This is a genomic window from Microbacterium sp. MMO-35 (genome assembly GCF_037147555.1).
GTDB lineage: Bacteria > Actinomycetota > Actinomycetes > Actinomycetales > Microbacteriaceae > Microbacterium.
On the sequence record NZ_JBBCVH010000012.1, the window covers coordinates 16,754 to 31,509 of the forward strand.

Annotated in this window: 15 protein-coding genes; all 15 read left to right on the plus strand. The window is 70.2% G+C overall.

All coding sequences use genetic code 11. The annotated features are described in order from the left end of the window. The 15 genes from WFJ01_RS17410 to der all read left to right on the plus strand — a co-directional run bounded on the left by WFJ01_RS17410 (window position 1) and on the right by der (window position 14,720). On the plus strand, window positions 1–579 hold the full coding sequence (locus tag WFJ01_RS17410; RefSeq protein ID WP_336629831.1) for an NUDIX hydrolase: 579 nt from the start codon (window positions 1–3) through the stop codon (window positions 577–579). Between the two features lie 17 nt (window positions 580–596). Beyond that, a complete protein-coding gene (gene xerD / locus WFJ01_RS17415) occupies window positions 597–1,499 on the plus strand; it encodes a site-specific tyrosine recombinase XerD (RefSeq protein ID WP_336629832.1) in 903 nt (300 codons plus the stop codon). Between the two features lie 88 nt (window positions 1,500–1,587). Further along, window positions 1,588–3,135 (plus strand): amino acid permease, encoded by a 1,548-nt coding sequence (locus WFJ01_RS17420; RefSeq protein WP_336629833.1) that lies wholly within the window; start codon window positions 1,588–1,590, stop codon window positions 3,133–3,135. A 7-nt stretch (window positions 3,136–3,142) separates the two neighbouring features. Beyond that, the gene (locus tag WFJ01_RS17425) at window positions 3,143–3,865 is read left to right on the plus strand and encodes a FadR/GntR family transcriptional regulator (RefSeq protein ID WP_292886299.1); all 723 of its coding nucleotides are present in this window, start codon (window positions 3,143–3,145) and stop codon (window positions 3,863–3,865) included. Then, window positions 3,862–5,229, plus strand: coding sequence for a glutamine synthetase family protein (locus tag WFJ01_RS17430; protein WP_336629834.1), 1,368 nt, complete (start codon window positions 3,862–3,864; stop codon window positions 5,227–5,229). The genes WFJ01_RS17425 and WFJ01_RS17430 overlap by 4 nt, the downstream gene beginning before the upstream one ends. A 34-nt stretch (window positions 5,230–5,263) precedes the next feature. Next, a complete protein-coding gene (locus WFJ01_RS17435; RefSeq protein WP_336629835.1) occupies window positions 5,264–6,667 on the plus strand; it encodes an aldehyde dehydrogenase family protein in 1,404 nt (467 codons plus the stop codon). 98 nt (window positions 6,668–6,765) lie between these two features. Beyond that, window positions 6,766–7,545 carry a 3-oxoacyl-ACP reductase gene (locus WFJ01_RS17440; protein WP_292886291.1) on the plus strand — a complete coding sequence of 260 codons (780 nt, stop codon included), beginning with the start codon at window positions 6,766–6,768 and terminating at the stop codon, window positions 7,543–7,545. Then, window positions 7,538–8,383, plus strand: a complete 846-nt coding sequence (locus WFJ01_RS17445; protein WP_336629836.1) for a gamma-glutamyl-gamma-aminobutyrate hydrolase family protein — start codon at window positions 7,538–7,540, stop codon at window positions 8,381–8,383. The genes WFJ01_RS17440 and WFJ01_RS17445 overlap by 8 nt, the downstream gene beginning before the upstream one ends. Then, entirely contained in the window at window positions 8,302–9,165 is an 864-nt protein-coding gene (locus WFJ01_RS17450) for a ParA family protein (RefSeq protein WP_251442197.1), read from the plus strand. Before WFJ01_RS17445 ends, WFJ01_RS17450 begins: the two co-directional genes overlap by 82 nt. Beyond that, window positions 9,149–10,018 carry a segregation and condensation protein A gene (locus WFJ01_RS17455; protein ID WP_336629837.1) on the plus strand — a complete coding sequence of 290 codons (870 nt, stop codon included), beginning with the start codon at window positions 9,149–9,151 and terminating at the stop codon, window positions 10,016–10,018. The genes WFJ01_RS17450 and WFJ01_RS17455 overlap by 17 nt, the downstream gene beginning before the upstream one ends. Continuing rightward, window positions 10,008–10,634 carry an SMC-Scp complex subunit ScpB gene (scpB, locus tag WFJ01_RS17460; protein ID WP_336629838.1) on the plus strand — a complete coding sequence of 209 codons (627 nt, stop codon included), beginning with the start codon at window positions 10,008–10,010 and terminating at the stop codon, window positions 10,632–10,634. Before WFJ01_RS17455 ends, scpB begins: the two co-directional genes overlap by 11 nt. Beyond that, window positions 10,631–11,419, plus strand: coding sequence for a pseudouridine synthase (locus WFJ01_RS17465; protein WP_251442193.1), 789 nt, complete (start codon window positions 10,631–10,633; stop codon window positions 11,417–11,419). The genes scpB and WFJ01_RS17465 overlap by 4 nt, the downstream gene beginning before the upstream one ends. After that, window positions 11,416–12,513, plus strand: coding sequence for a prephenate dehydrogenase (locus WFJ01_RS17470; RefSeq protein ID WP_251442191.1), 1,098 nt, complete (start codon window positions 11,416–11,418; stop codon window positions 12,511–12,513). Before WFJ01_RS17465 ends, WFJ01_RS17470 begins: the two co-directional genes overlap by 4 nt. Beyond that, complete coding sequence (gene cmk / locus WFJ01_RS17475) at window positions 12,506–13,204, plus strand: (d)CMP kinase (protein ID WP_251442189.1); 699 nt, start codon at window positions 12,506–12,508, stop codon at window positions 13,202–13,204. The genes WFJ01_RS17470 and cmk overlap by 8 nt, the downstream gene beginning before the upstream one ends. Beyond that, window positions 13,197–14,720 carry a ribosome biogenesis GTPase Der gene (gene der / locus WFJ01_RS17480; protein WP_251442186.1) on the plus strand — a complete coding sequence of 508 codons (1,524 nt, stop codon included), beginning with the start codon at window positions 13,197–13,199 and terminating at the stop codon, window positions 14,718–14,720. The genes cmk and der overlap by 8 nt, the downstream gene beginning before the upstream one ends. Window positions 14,721–14,756: the final 36 nt, after the last annotated feature.

Below are 14,756 nucleotides of genomic sequence, written 5' to 3' on the forward strand. Positions count from 1 at the left end.
GTGACGCACTCCACCACCGCGCCGCGCGACGAGCCCTTCTCCCCGGAGGTGCGGGAGAGCCGTGAGGTCTACCGCGGCGCGGTGTGGGGGATCCGCGAGGACCGCATCCGCTACGGCGACGGCGAGATCGTGCGCCAGTACCTCGACCACACCGGCGCGGCGGCCGTCGTGGCGGTGGACGAGGGGCGGCGCGTGCTGCTCATCCAGCAGTACCGCCATCCCATCCGGCAGCGTGACTGGGAGCTCCCCGCGGGACTCCTCGACGTCGCCGGCGAGGATCCGATGGACGCCGCCCGCCGGGAGCTCGCCGAGGAGGCCGACCTCACGGCCGAAGGCTGGGAGCCGCTGGTCTCGACCTACACGACCCCCGGCAGCAACTCGGAGATCATCCACATCTACCTCGCGACGGGGCTGAGCCCCGCCGCGGAGTCGTTCGCACGCACCGACGAGGAGGCCGACATCCGTCTCGCCTGGGTGCCGCTCGACGAGGCCGCGGACGGCGTGCTCGCCGGAAGACTGCGCAACGGGATCCTCGCCGTGGGCGTGCTCGCGGCCGAACGGCGTCTGCGCGGCGCCTGACATGCGGCGGGCCTGACGTGCAGCTGGACCGGGCGCTCGACGCCTATCTCCGGCATGTGACGATCGAGCGCGGGCTCGCCGAGCACACCCTCTCGGCGTACCGGCGCGATCTCGGCGGTTACGTCGCCTGGCTGGGCGAGCACGGCATCGACGACACCGACGCGATCACCGCGGCGATCGTCGCCGAGTTCGCTGCGGAGCGCGCGGCCGCGGTGCCGCCGCCCGCCGCCTCGAGCCTGGCCCGGCTGCAGTCGTCGGTGCGCGGCTGGCATCGGTTCCTCGCGCGCGAGGGCATCGCAGAGGCGGATCCGAGCGCGCGGCTGCGTCCGCCCCGGCAGCCGCGGCGGCTGCCCAAGGCGCTCACGATCGACCAGGTCGAGCGCCTGCTCGCCGCGCCCTCGGCGGAGGAGCCGCTCGGAATCCGGGACCGCGCGCTGCTCGAGCTGCTCTACGCCACGGGCGCCCGTGTCTCCGAGGCGGTGTCGCTCGACGTCGACGACCTCGCGCTGGGCGACGTGCTGCGGCTGCGCGGCAAGGGATCCAAGGAGCGCATCGTGCCGGTCGGCTCCTACGCGCGCGCCGCGATCGACGCCTACCTGACCCGGGTGCGCCCGGCACTCGCCAGCGCCGGGCGGGCCTCGGCGAAGCTGTTCCTCGGCGCGCGGGGCGCTCCGCTCAGCCGGCAGAGCGCCTGGCTGATCATCCGCGCGGCCGCCGAGCACGCGCAGATCACCGCGGAGGTCTCTCCGCACACGCTGCGGCACTCCTTCGCGACCCACCTGCTGCAGGGCGGTGCCGACGTGCGCGTCGTGCAGGAGCTGCTCGGGCACGCGTCGGTCGCGACGACGCAGATCTATACGCACGTCTCGGTGGACACGCTCCGCGACGTCTACGTGACGGCGCATCCCCGAGCCCGATAATGGTTTGAAGTCAGACCATTGACAGTTGGTCTTCCGCATTGCGAGAATCGCTGCACACGCTCCCTCCACTGAAAGCAGGCAGCACTCCATGAGCGAATCGACAAAGGCGAAGGGCACGCAGGCGATCGACGATGACGCCGCAGCCCTGGCCGCCCTGGGCTACAAGCAGGAACTGCACCGGGGGATGTCGGGGTTCAGCAACTTCGCCGTCTCCTTCTCGATCATCTCCATCCTCGCGGGATGCATCACCTCGTACGCCATCGCCCTGAACTCGGGCGGCCCCTCGGCGATCACGATCGGCTGGCCGCTCGTCGGCGTCTTCGTGCTCATGGTCGCCCTCGCCATGGCGGAGGTGTGCTCGAAGTATCCGACCGCCGGCGGTCTCTACTTCTGGGCCGGCCGCCTCGCCAAGCGCAACAAGCGGCAGTGGGCGTGGGGGGTCGGCTGGTTCAACTTCCTCGGCGAGGTCGCGGTCACCGCGGCGATCGACTTCGGCGCCGCGACCACGATGATGGCGTTCGCGAACCTCGTGTGGGGGATCGAGCCGACCAAGGCCAGCACCTTCGGCCTCTTCGTCGTGCTGATCGTGGTGCACGGCCTGCTGAACACCTTCGGCGTCAACATCGTGAGCCTGCTCTCGAACGTGTCCGCCTGGTGGCACATCGTCGGCGTGCTCGTTATCGTCGGCGCGCTGTGGATCATGCCCACCCAGCACCAGGACGTGGGCTGGACGTTCACGCACTGGTACAACGGCACCGGCTGGTCGTTCGGCCCGTACGTGTTCCTCATGGGCCTGCTCATGGCGCAGTACACCTACACCGGGTACGACGCCTCCGCCCACGTCGCCGAGGAGACCAAGAACGCCTCCGTCGCCGCGCCCAAGGGCATCGTGATGAGCGTCGTGATCTCGATCATCGGCGGCTGGATCCTGCTCTTCTCGATCACCGCGGCGATCCAGGACGGCAGCGACAAGGGGATCGCGGGCCTGCTCGGATCCGAGACCGGTCTGCCGCCGGCCCAGATCTTCCTGGACGCGCTGAACAACCCGACGATGGCGAAGTTCCTGCTGTTCATCGTCTGCGGCGCGCAGTTCTTCTGCGGCATGGCCTCGGTCACGGCGAACTCCCGGATGAGCTACGCCTTCTCCCGCGACAACGCGATCCCCGGGGCGCGGCTCTGGGCGAAGGTCAACAAGCGCACCGGCACTCCGACCAACTCGATCTGGCTGTGCGTCGTGCTCTCGATCATCCTGACCACGCCCGCGCTCTTCAACACCACCGCCTACCTCGCCGTCACCTCGGTCGCGGTGATCGGACTGTACATCGCGTACGTCACGCCGGTGTTCCTGCGCCGGCTGGACAAGGGCTTCACGCCCGGGCCGTGGCACCTCGGCAAGTGGAGCGCGATCGTGGGATGGATCGCCGTGGTCTGGGTGATCTTCATCATCATCCTGTTCGTGCTCCCGCCGGTGAACCCGATCACGATCGACACGTTCAACTACGCGCCGATCGCCGTCGCCGTGGTCGCGATCCTCTCGATCGTGCTGTGGTACGCCTACGGGAAGCGGGACTTCATGGCCTCCAGCGCCGAGGCAGAGCATCTGACGATGGCGCCGGACAAGCTCCTGGAGGAATGATCCGAGCATGACGGACGCGATGGACTCTCCTCTGGTGGACGCCGCACTGCACCCGGTCCGGGGGCACATGGCCTTCGAGAGCTGCGTGGAGCAGCTGGGCTCGGCCATCAGGCTCGGGATCTTCCGGGTGGGGACGAAGCTGCCGGGCGAGCGCGAGCTCGCCGAGAAGCTCAACGTCTCCCGCGCCACCCTGAGGGAGGCCATCAGCGCCCTCCGCGCCGCCGGGCTCGTCACCACGACCCGGGGGCGCGGAGGGGGCACCGTCGTCCAGCCGGCCACCGAGCAGTGGCCCGTGGACCAGGCACCGCCCCGCCGTGCCGAGATCGACGACGTCATCGTGTTCCGCTCCGTCATCGAACCCGGCGCCGCCTACCGTGCGGCGTCGACGCCGCTCGACGACGCGCAGCGCGCGCTGCTCGCCGACAGCCTCGCCGACCTCGCGGCGGCCGAGACGCCGGCGGACTACCGCCAGGCCGACGCCCGCCTCCACCTCGCGATCGCGACCGTGTGCGGATCCGACGAGCTCTCGCGCTCCTGCAGCGAGGTGCAGGTGCGGATCCACCAGCTCCTCGCCGAGATCCCGTTCCTCAAGACCAACATCGACCATTCCGAGACCGAGCACCGCGCGATCGTCGCCGCGATCCTGGACGGCGACGCCGCCCGGGCCCGCGACATCATGACCGCGCACTGCGACGCCACCGCGGCGCTCTTGAAAGGACTTCTGAAATGACTCGCAACGACCGCATGCTCACCGTGGAGCAGCTGCGCGGACTGATCACGGACGGCTCCGTCGACACCGTGGTGCTCGCGTTCACCGACATGCAGGGCCGGCTGCAGGGCAAGCTCCTGCACGCGCGCTTCTTCCTGGACTCGGTGCTCGGCCACGGCACCGAGGGGTGCAACTACCTGCTCGCGGTCGACGTCGACATGAACACCGTCGACGGCTACGCGCACGCCTCCTGGGCGGACGGCTACGGCGACATGGAGTTCGAGCTCGATCTCGCGACCATCCGCCTCCTGCCGCACCGGCCGGGCACGGTCATGATCCAGTGCGACCTGGCCGGCACGAACGGCGCCCCGGTGCGGGTCTCGCCGCGGGAGATCCTGCGCGCGCAGACCGAGCGCGCGGCCGCGCACGGATGGAAGGCCCTGGCCGGCACCGAGCTGGAGTTCGTGATCTTCAACACGCCCTACGACCGCGCCTGGGACAGCGGCTACCGCGATCTGGAGCCGGCGAACCGCTACAACGTCGACTACTCGATCCTGGGGTCCACCCTCGTCGAGCCGCTGCTGCGGGAGATCCGCAACACGATGTACGCCTCCGGCCTGAACGTCGAGTCGGCCAAGGGGGAGTGCAACTTCGGCCAGCACGAGATCGCGTTCCTCTACGACGAGGTCATCACCACGGCCGACAACCACGCGTACTACAAGACGGCCTCGAAGGACATCGCGCGTCAGCACGGGCAGTCGATCACCTTCATGGCCAAGCCCAACCAGCGCGAGGGCAACTCCTGCCACGTGCACATGTCGCTGCGCGGCAAGGACGACGACGCGCTGGTGTTCTGGGACGCCGACCGCGGCGAGCGCTCGGCGCTCTACGACCACTTCATCGCCGGCGTGCTGGCGACGATGCGGGACTTCACGCTCTTCTACGCGCCCAACATCAACTCGTACAAGCGCTTCGTCAAAGGCTCCTTCGCACCGACCGCGATCGCGTGGGGCATCGACAACCGCACGAGCTCGGTGCGCCTGGTCGGGCGCGGCGCGGGCGCGCGCATGGAGAACCGCCTCCCCGGCGGCGACATGAACCCGTACCTCGGTCTCGCCGCGATGCTCGCCGGCGGGCTGTACGGCATCGAGCATGAGCTGTCGCTGGAGCCGGAGACGAAGGGCAACGCCTACGAGTCCGGTGCGCCGACCGTCCCCTCCACGATGCACGAGGCGCGCGAGGCGCTCGCCCAGTCGGCGATCGCGAACGAGGTCTTCGGCGAGGACGTCGTGCGCCACTACGTGAACTACGCGGACGTCGAGATCGCGGCGTTCGACGCGGCCGTCACCGACTGGGAGCTGCGGCGCGGCTTCGAGCGGCTGTGAACGGATTCATCGGAGAGATCGAGAGGCTGTGGGCATGAGGATCCCTTCTTCCCGGTACGGCGCGGGCGGCGCCTTCACCGTTCTCAACCCGGCGACGGGCCGGACGGTCGCCGACGTGGGGCTTGCCGATCTCGGCGAGACCGATGCGGCGATCGAGCGCGCGCACCGCGCCTACCCGGCCTGGAGCGCGATCGCCCCGGGGGAGCGGGCGCGGCTGCTGCGCTCCTTCGCGAGCGTCGTGGACGCCCACATCGAGGAGCTCGCCGCTCTCGAGGTCGCGAACGCCGGGCACACGATCGGCAATGCGCGCTGGGAGGCCGGCAACGTCCGCGACGTGCTCAACTACTACAGTGCGAGCCCGGAGCGGCATTTCGGGAAGCAGATCCCGGTACCGGGCGGCATCGACATCACCTTCCACGAGCCGCTCGGCGTCGTCGGGATCATCGTGCCGTGGAACTTCCCGATGCCGATCGCGGGATGGGGCTTCGCCCCCGCGCTCGCCGCGGGCAACACCGTGGTCCTGAAGCCTGCCGAGCTCACCCCGCTCACCGCGATGCGCCTCGGCGAGCTCGCCCTCGAGGCCGGGCTGCCGGAGGGCGTCTTCACGGTCATCACGGGGAAGGGCAGCGTTGTCGGGGATCGCTTCGTGACGCACCCGCTCGTGCGCAAGGTGTGCTTCACCGGGTCCACCGAGGTGGGCAAGGGGATCATGCGGGGCTGCGCCGACCAGGTCAAGCGCCTCACCCTCGAACTCGGCGGCAAGAACGCGAACATCGTGTTCGACGACGCCGACCTCGAGGCGGCGGCTGCGGCGGCCCCGGGCGGAGGACTCGACAACGCCGGGCAGGACTGCTGCGCCCGCTCCCGGATCCTCGTGCAGGAGAACGTGTACGAGCGGTTCCTCGAACTGCTGCAGCCTGCGGTCGAGGCTTTCCGCGTGAAGGACCCCGCCGCGGAGGATGCGGAGATGGGACCGATGGTCTCGGCGCGACAGCGCGATGCCGTCGCGGCGCACCTGGACGACGCCGACGTCGCGTTCCGCGGGCAGAACGCCGTGGGCGCCGACTGGGACGGCGGATTCTGGCTCGCACCGGCCGTGGTGCTGCCGCGGGACGCGGACGACCCGGTGTGGTCCCAGGAGCTCTTCGGCCCGGTGCTCGCCGTGATGCCGTTCCGTGACGAGGCCGACGCGATCGCGAAGGCGAACGACACGGAGTACGGGCTGAGCGGATCCATCTTCAGCCGCGACATCGGTCGGGCCCTCCGCGTGGCCCGCGGGGTCGAGAGCGGCAACCTCTCGATCAACTCGCACTCGTCGGTGCGCTACTGGACCCCCTTCGGCGGGTTCAAGCAGTCCGGACTCGGGCGCGAGCTCGGACCGGACGCACCGGACTCCTTCTCCGAGGTGAAGAACGTCTTCATCTCGACGACGTACTGACACCTCCTCGCCGAGGTGAGGCAGGCTGCAGAACAGCACCTCTTCATCTCGACGACGTACTGACACCTCCTCCCCACACAGCGAAAGGCACCACAGGAATGGGAAAGCTCGAAGGCAAGGTCGGTGTCATCACCGGCGGCTGCAGCGGCATCGGACTGGCGACGGCGAAGAAGTTCGTGGCGGAGGGCGCGAAGGTCGTCATCGGCGACCTCGACGAGGCGAACGGCCCCCGCATCGCGGAGGAGCTCGGCGGCACGTTCGTGACCGTGAACGTGACCGACCAGGCGCAGGTGGAGAACCTCTTCAAGGTCGCGCACGACACCTACGGCCGCATCGACATCGCCTTCAACAACGCGGGGATCTCGCCCGCCTCGGACGACTCGATCCTGAAGACGGGGATCGAGGCATGGAACCTGGTGCAGGACGTCAACCTCACCAGCGTCTACTACTGCTGCAAGGCGGTGCTCCCGTACATGCTCGAGCAGGGCAGCGGATCCATCATCAACACGGCCTCGTTCGTCGCGATCATGGGCGCGGCGACCTCGCAGATCTCGTACACGGCCTCCAAGGGCGGTGTGCTCGCGATGACCCGCGAGCTCGGCGTGCAGTTCGCGCGCAAGGGCATCCGCGTCAACGCGCTCTGCCCCGGTCCGGTGAACACGCCGCTGCTGCAGGAGCTGTTCGCGAAGGACCCGGAGCGCGCCGCGCGCCGGCTCGTGCACGTGCCCATGGGGCGCTTCGCCGAGCCCGAGGAGATCGCGAACGCGGTCGCCTTCCTCGGCAGCGACGAGTCGAGCTTCATCACGGCGATGGACTTCCTCGTCGACGGCGGCCTCTCGAACGCGTACGTGACCCCGCTGGATTCCGACTTTGACTGACCCGCGACCGGTCATCGGGATCACGACCTACCGCCAGGCCGCCGACTGGGGCACCTGGCGGCAGGTCGAGGCCGACCTGCTCCCGGCCGACTACGCGCGATCGATCGAACGCGCGGGCGGCGTCCCGGTGCTGCTGCCGCCGATCGAGGCGCCCGGTGCGGCCGCGGCCGTGCTCGGCCGCCTGGACGGCATCCTCATCGCGGGCGGCGCCGACGTGAACCCCGGCCGGTACGGGCAGGATCCCGACCCGAACGTGGTGCGCTGGTACGACGACCGCGACGCCTGGGAGCTCGCGCTGCTGCAGGAAGCGGAGCGGATCCGGCTCCCGCTGCTCGGGATCTGCCGGGGCATGCAGCTCATGGCCGTCGCCGCAGGCGGGGCGCTGGTGCAGCATCTGCCGGATGTGGTCGGCCACGACCGGCATGCGGGCGGGCCGACGTCCTACGGCTCGGCAGACGTGCGCGTCGACGCCGACGGACGGGTCGCCGATCTCGTCGCGCCGGAGCTCACCGTGCCCGTGCACCATCACCAGGCGGTCGCCGAGCATCCGGGCTACCGGGCCGTCGCGCACGACGCGGACGGCGTGCTGCAGGCGATGGAGGCGGAGGGGGACCGCTTCGCGGTCGGGGTGCAGTGGCATCCCGAGACCGACGACGATCCTGCGCTGTTCGACGGATTGGTCGCCGCGGCGCGGGAGCGCATGCGGGACCGGGGGGCACGGCTAGACTCTTCCGAGCACGACCGAGCAGGAGAGACGTGGCGAAGAAGACGAAGGACGACACCCCGATCGGGCCGACCGGCCGTCCCTACCAGGGATTCCCCATCCCCGCCCCGCTGAAGGCGCATGGCCCTGCGCGCATCATCGCGCTCTGCAACCAGAAGGGCGGCGTCGGCAAGACGACCACCTCGATCAACCTCGCCGCCTCCCTCGCGGAGTACGGGCGCAAGGTGCTCGCCGTCGACTTCGACCCGCAGGGAGCGCTGTCGGCCGGTCTCGGCATCCCCACCCATGACATCCCCACGGTCTACGACCTGCTCCTGGACACCAAGCGCGATGCGCACGAGGCGATCGTGCACACGGGCGTCGAGGGCCTCGACCTCATCCCGGCGAACATCGACCTCTCCGCCGCCGAGGTGCACCTCGTGAACGAGGTCGCCCGGGAGACGATCCTGTCCCGGGTGCTGCGCCAGGTCGCGGGGGAGTACGACGTCATCCTCATCGACTGCCAGCCGTCGCTCGGCCTGCTCACCGTCAACGCGCTCACCGCGGCGCACGGCGTGCTGATCCCGCTCGAGTGCGAGTTCTTCGCGCTGCGCGGCGTGGCGCTGCTCATCGAGACCATCGACAAGGTGCGCGACCGGCTCAACCCGTCGATCACGCTCGACGGCCTGCTCGCGACGATGTACGACGCACGCACCCTGCACTCCCGCGAGGTGCTGGAGCGCGTCGTCGAGGCCTTCGGCGACGACGTGCTGGAGACCGTGATCGGCCGCACCGTCAAGTTCCCCGACGCCTCGGTGTCGGGCGTGCCCATCACCGAGTTCGCGCCGGAGCATCCCGCCGCGCAGGCGTACCTGCGACTGGCCCGGGAGCTGGTCGCCCGTGGCGCCGTCGCATAGCGAGGACCCCTCGGCCGGAGAGCCCTCCGACGCCTCGGCGCCGGAGGAGGATGCTCCTCAGGAGGTCGTCGACGTCGGCTTCCGCGTGTCCCTGTCGAACTTCGACGGACCGTTCGACCTGCTGCTGAACCTCATCTCGAAGCACGAGATGGACATCACCGAGGTGTCGCTGAGCAAGGTCACCGACGAGTTCATCGCCTACCTGCGCGAGCTCGGCCCGGACGAGGACCTCGACGAGACCAGCGAGTTCCTCGTGGTCGCCGCGACGCTGCTCGACATGAAGGTGGCCGGCCTGTTGCCGCAGGGCGAGCTCGTGGACGCCGAATCCGTCGCGCTGCTGGAGGCTAGGGACCTGCTCTTCGCGAGGCTCCTGCAGTACCGCGCGTTCAAGGAGGTCTCCGCCTGGTTCTCGCGCAGCCTGCAGTACGAGGACCGGCGGCACGCGAGGGCGGTGCGCCTGGACGAGAAGCACCGCGCGCGCACCCCCGAACTGGTGTGGACCCTCAGCGCCTCCGATTTCGCGACGCTCGCCCTCATGGCGTTCGCGCCCAAGGAGATCCCCACGGTCGGCCTGGACCACCTGCACGCGCCGCTCGTGAGCATCCGCGAGCAGGCGGCGATCGTAGTCACCCTGCTGCGCAGCGCCGAGTCCGTGACCTTCCGGGAGATCGTGGCGGGCGCAGCCGAGCCCGGGATCGTGGTGGCGCGGTTCCTGTCCGTGCTCGAGCTGTACCGGCACGCGGCGCTGAGCTTCGAGCAACTGGAGCCGCTCGGCGAGCTGACCCTGCGGTGGTCGGCCGAGCACTGGACCGACGAGATGCTGGCGACGTTGGGAGCCGACTATGACCGATGACACCGTGACAGATGCTGCCGTGACCGACGCCGCCGGGACGGAAGCCGCCGCGAACGCGGAGCTGCCGATCACCGAGAAGCTCGAGGCGATCCTGCTCATCATCGACGAGCCGCACAGCCTCGTCTCGCTCGCCGCTGCCGTCGGCGCGCCCGTGCCGGCGGTGCGGCAGGCGATCGAGTCCCTCGTCGACGAGTACGACGGCCGAGGGCAGGGTCCGCGGCGCGGCTTCGAACTGCGCGAGGTCGGTGGCGGGTGGCGGCTCTACGTGCGCGAGGATTACGACGACCTGGTGGCCGAGTTCATCGGCGGACAGGCTCCGGCGCGACTGTCGCAGGCCGCGCTCGAGACCCTCTCCGTGATCGCCTACAAGCAGCCGGTGACCCGCAGCCAGGTCGCGTCGATCCGTGCGGTGAACGTCGACTCCGTGGTGCGCACCCTGCTCGGGCGCGGCCTCATCACCGAGCTCTTCCAGGACTCCGAGACCGGAGCGATCAACTACGGCACGACCGATCTGCTGCTGCAGAACCTCGGGATCAACTCGCTCGACGAGCTGCCCCCGATCTCCCCGCTGCTCGACGACGGTGCAGACGGCTTCGACGAGAGGACCGCCCGATGACCCCCGCCCCCGTGGACCCGTTCGCCGCACCGGAGGGCGTGCGCCTGCAGAAGGTGCTCGCGAACGCGGGCGTCGCGTCGCGGCGCGTGATCGAGCAGTACATCGTCGAGGGACGGATCCGCGTGAACGGATCCGTCGTCACCGAGCTCGGGCGGCGGATCGATCCGGAGAACGACCTCGTCGACGTGGACGGCACCGCGGTGCAGCTGGACACCGGCAAGCGCTACGTCATGCTGAACAAGCCCACCGGGGTGGTCTCCTCGATGAAGGACGAGAAGGGGCGCCCGGATCTGCGCCGCTTCACGAAGGAGTACGAGGAGCGCCTCTACAACGTCGGCCGTCTGGACGCCGAGACCAGCGGGCTGCTGATCCTCACGAACGACGGAGACCTCGCCCACGTGCTCGCGCATCCGTCGTTCGGGGTGACCAAGGTCTACATCGCCAAGGTCGAGGGCGTGGTGACCGCGCAGACGATCGCGAAGCTCACGCGCGGTGTCGAGCTCGAGGACGGTCCGATCGCGGCCGACAAGGCCCGCCTGCTGGATGCGTCGTCGGGCTCCGCGAGCAGGACCGGATCCAGTCTCGTCGAGCTCACCCTGCACTCCGGGCGCAACCGGATCGTGCGCCGGATGCTCGCCGCCGTCGGACATCCGGTCACCGAGCTCGTGCGCCGCCAGTTCGGCCCGTTGCACCTGGGAACCCTCCCGGCGGGGAAGTCCCGCGAACTGACTAAAATCGAACTCGGCGCGCTTCTGACCCTGTCGCGCCAGGAGAAGATCGATTGAGCACCCAGAGCAGACTGTCCGGCACCGTCCGGATCGTCGGAGCGGGACTTCTCGGCGCCAGCATCGGTCACGCCCTGACCGCGAAGGGCGTCGACGTCGCCCTCGCCGACACCTCGCCGGCGCAGCTGCGCCTCGCGATCGACTACGGCGCGGGCCGTGCCGCGCAGCCGGAGGACGCCCCGGCGCTCGTCGTGGTCGCCGTGCCGCCGGACGTGACGGCCGACGTCATCGAGGCGGAGCTCTCCCGATTCCCCGAGGCCGTCGTCACCGACGTCGCGAGCGTCAAGCTCGAGCCGCTGCGCGCCCTGCGCGAACGGGGCGTCGACCTCACGCGCTACATCGGATCCCACCCGCTCGCCGGCCGGGAGCGCGGGGGAGCGATCTCGGCGCGCGCCGACATCTTCATCGGCCGCCCCTGGGTGGTCTGCCGCGACGAGGAGACTCGGGCTGCGGACCTCGCGCTCGTCGAGGGGCTGGCCCTCGACCTCGAGGCGATGCCGCTCGAGATGACACCCGAGGAGCACGACCGCGCCGTCGCGCTCACCTCGCACGTGCCGCAGGTCGTTGCCAGCCTGCTCGCCGCCCGGCTCGCCGACGCCGAGGACGGCTCGCTGCGCCTCGCCGGCCAGGGCGTGCGCGACACGACCCGCATCGCCGCCTCCGCGCCCGAGCTGTGGGTCCAGATCCTCGGCGCGAACGCCGCCCCGGTGGTGTCGGTGCTCGACGCGCTCGCCGCCGACCTCGCCGAGGTCGCCGATGCGCTGCGCGACCCGGATCGCACCGGATCCCGGCGCACGGTCGCCGAAGCGATCCGGCACGGCAACGAGGGCGTGGAGCGCCTGCCCGGCAAGCACGGCCAGAACCGCCGCTTCGAGTCCTTCGTCGTGATGATCGACGACACCGCGGGTCAGCTCGGCCGCCTCTTCGGCGAACTCGGAGAGCTCGAGGTGAACGTCGAGGACCTGCGTCTGGAGCACTCGCCGGGCGCGCAGTTCGGCCTGGCCGAGATCAGCGTGACCCCCGCCGCGCTCCGCGGCGCGGTCGAAGGACTCGAGGCCAGGGGATGGCGGATTGCGAGCATGCCCGATGACTGAGAGCCCGTTCGTCGTCGCGATCGACGGCCCCGCCGGTTCCGGCAAGTCCAGTGTGTCCAAGGCTGTCGCCCGGCGCCTCGGCTACGGCTTCCTGGACACCGGGGCCGCATACCGCGCCCTTGCCTGGCACGTGCTGGACCGCGGCGACGACACCGCCGACGAGGCCGCCGTGCTCGCGGCCGCCGCCGACTTCCCGTTTTCGCAGGGGCTCGACCCCGACGACCGCGTGGTGCACGTGGGCGCGACGGACGTGACCGAGGCCATCCGCGAGCCGCGCGTCTCGAGCGCCGTGAGCGGCGTGGCCCGGGTTCCGGCCGTGCGCGTGCAGGTGAACGACGCGTTCCGCCGGATCGCGCGGGAGGCGGCGTATCCGGCCGTCGTGATCGAGGGGCGCGACATCACCACCGTGGTGGCCCCGGACGCCCCGGTGCGGATCCTGCTCACCGCGGCGCCCGAGGTGCGTGCCGCGCGGCGGGCCGCGGAGCTCGACACGGAGGACGCCGGCGCCGTCGCGGATGCCCTGCACCGCCGGGACGCCAAAGACAGTGCGGTGGTGGACTTCCTCACCGCCGCAGAGGGAGTGGAGGTCGTGGATTCGACCGACCTCGACTTCGAGGAGACCATCGACGCCGTGATCGCGGTGATCGAGCGACGTGCGCCCGGAGCGCAGCGAGGAGCCGACCATGGCTGACGAAGAAGAATACGAGGGCGGCGAAGACCGTCTCGCGGAGAAGCTGGACGCGATGGACGAGGAGCTCGTCGAGTCGCGCGCCGCGACACTGCGCGCCGGTCTCGACGACTACGACCTGGACGACGAGGACGCCGAGCTGCTCGCCGGCCTCGTCGCCGGCGAGGACGGGATCGAATTCCTGCCCGCGCTGCCCGTGGTGGCGATCGTCGGTCGCCCGAACGTCGGCAAGTCCGCGCTCGTGAACCGGATCCTGGGCCGCCGTGAGGCGGTCGTCGAGGACACCCCCGGCGTCACCCGCGACCGCGTCACCTACAAGGCCGAGTGGATGGACCGGCGCTTCACGCTGGTCGACACCGGCGGCTGGGAGCCCGACGCCAAGGGCATCGACCGCTCGGTCGCCGCGCAGGCCGAGGTCGCTATCGACCTCAGCGACGTGGTGCTGTTCGTCGTCGACGCGATGGTCGGGGCGACCTCGACCGACGAGCACGTCGTGAAGCTGCTGCGCAAGAGCGGCAAGCCCGTCTTCCTCGTCGCGAACAAGATCGACGACGCCCGGCAGGAGCCCGAGGCTGCGGCCCTGTGGAACCTCGGTCTCGGCGAGCCGTATCCGGTCTCCGCGATCCATGGCCGCGGTGTCGCCGACCTCCTGGACGCGATCATGGAGAAGCTCCCGGAGATCTCCGCGGTCGCCAAGGCGGAGATCGGCGGACCGCGCCGGGTGGCCATCCTCGGCCGTCCGAACGTCGGCAAGTCGTCGCTGCTGAACAAGGCCGCGGGGGAGGAGCGCGTGGTCGTCAACGACCTCGCCGGCACCACCCGTGACCCGGTGGACGAGATCGTCGAGCTCGGCGGCAAGATGTGGCGCTTCGTCGATACCGCCGGCATCCGCCGCCGCGTGCACCTGCAGCAGGGGGCGGACTTCTACGCCTCGCTGCGCACCTCGGCCGCGCTGGAGAAGGCGGAGGTCGCGGTCGTCGTCCTCGACGTCAGCCAGCCGATCAGCGTGCAGGACCTCAACATCATCGACCTGGTGCTCGAGTCGGGCCGCGCGCTCGTGCTCGCGTTCAACAAGTGGGATCGCCTCTTCGACGACGACATGGAGAACCAGGACCGCCGCCGGTATCTGGAGCGCGAGATCGAGCAGGACCTCGCGCATGTCGCGTGGGCGCCGCGCGTGAACATCTCGGCCAAGACCGGACGGCACCTGGACAAGCTCGTCCCCGCGCTGGAGACGGCGTTGGAGAACTGGGACCGCCGCATCCCGACCGGCAAGTTCAACGCGTTCCTCACCGAGCTCGTCGCCGCCCACCCGCACCCGCTGCGGGGCGGCAAGCAGCCGAGGATCCTGTTCGGCACGCAGGCGTCGACCCGTCCGCCGACATTCGTGCTGTTCACCACCGGGTTCCTGGATCCGGGCTACCGCCGGTTCATCCAGCGGCGCCTGCGCGAGCTGTACGACTTCGAGGGCACCCCGATCGTGATCAACATGCGGGTGCGCGAGCGCCGGCAGCGCTGAGGACATGGCGCCGACCTCCGGGTCGGCGCCGTTCCT

What these genes read in the sequence shown, in the direction of transcription:
- WFJ01_RS17465 (WP_251442193.1), top strand. Translation starts at nt 10,631, where the DNA reads ATGACCCCCGCCCCCGTGGACCCGTTCGCCGCACCGGAGGGCGTGCGC.
- WFJ01_RS17420 (WP_336629833.1), top strand. Translation starts at nt 1,588, where the DNA reads ATGAGCGAATCGACAAAGGCGAAGGGCACGCAGGCGATCGACGATGAC.
- WFJ01_RS17435 (WP_336629835.1), top strand. Translation starts at nt 5,264, where the DNA reads ATGAGGATCCCTTCTTCCCGGTACGGCGCGGGCGGCGCCTTCACCGTT.
- WFJ01_RS17440 (WP_292886291.1), top strand. Translation starts at nt 6,766, where the DNA reads ATGGGAAAGCTCGAAGGCAAGGTCGGTGTCATCACCGGCGGCTGCAGC.
- der (WP_251442186.1), top strand. Translation starts at nt 13,197, where the DNA reads ATGGCTGACGAAGAAGAATACGAGGGCGGCGAAGACCGTCTCGCGGAG.
- cmk (WP_251442189.1), top strand. Translation starts at nt 12,506, where the DNA reads ATGACTGAGAGCCCGTTCGTCGTCGCGATCGACGGCCCCGCCGGTTCC.
- WFJ01_RS17430 (WP_336629834.1), top strand. Translation starts at nt 3,862, where the DNA reads ATGACTCGCAACGACCGCATGCTCACCGTGGAGCAGCTGCGCGGACTG.
- WFJ01_RS17425 (WP_292886299.1), top strand. Translation starts at nt 3,143, where the DNA reads ATGACGGACGCGATGGACTCTCCTCTGGTGGACGCCGCACTGCACCCG.
- scpB (WP_336629838.1), top strand. Translation starts at nt 10,008, where the DNA reads ATGACCGATGACACCGTGACAGATGCTGCCGTGACCGACGCCGCCGGG.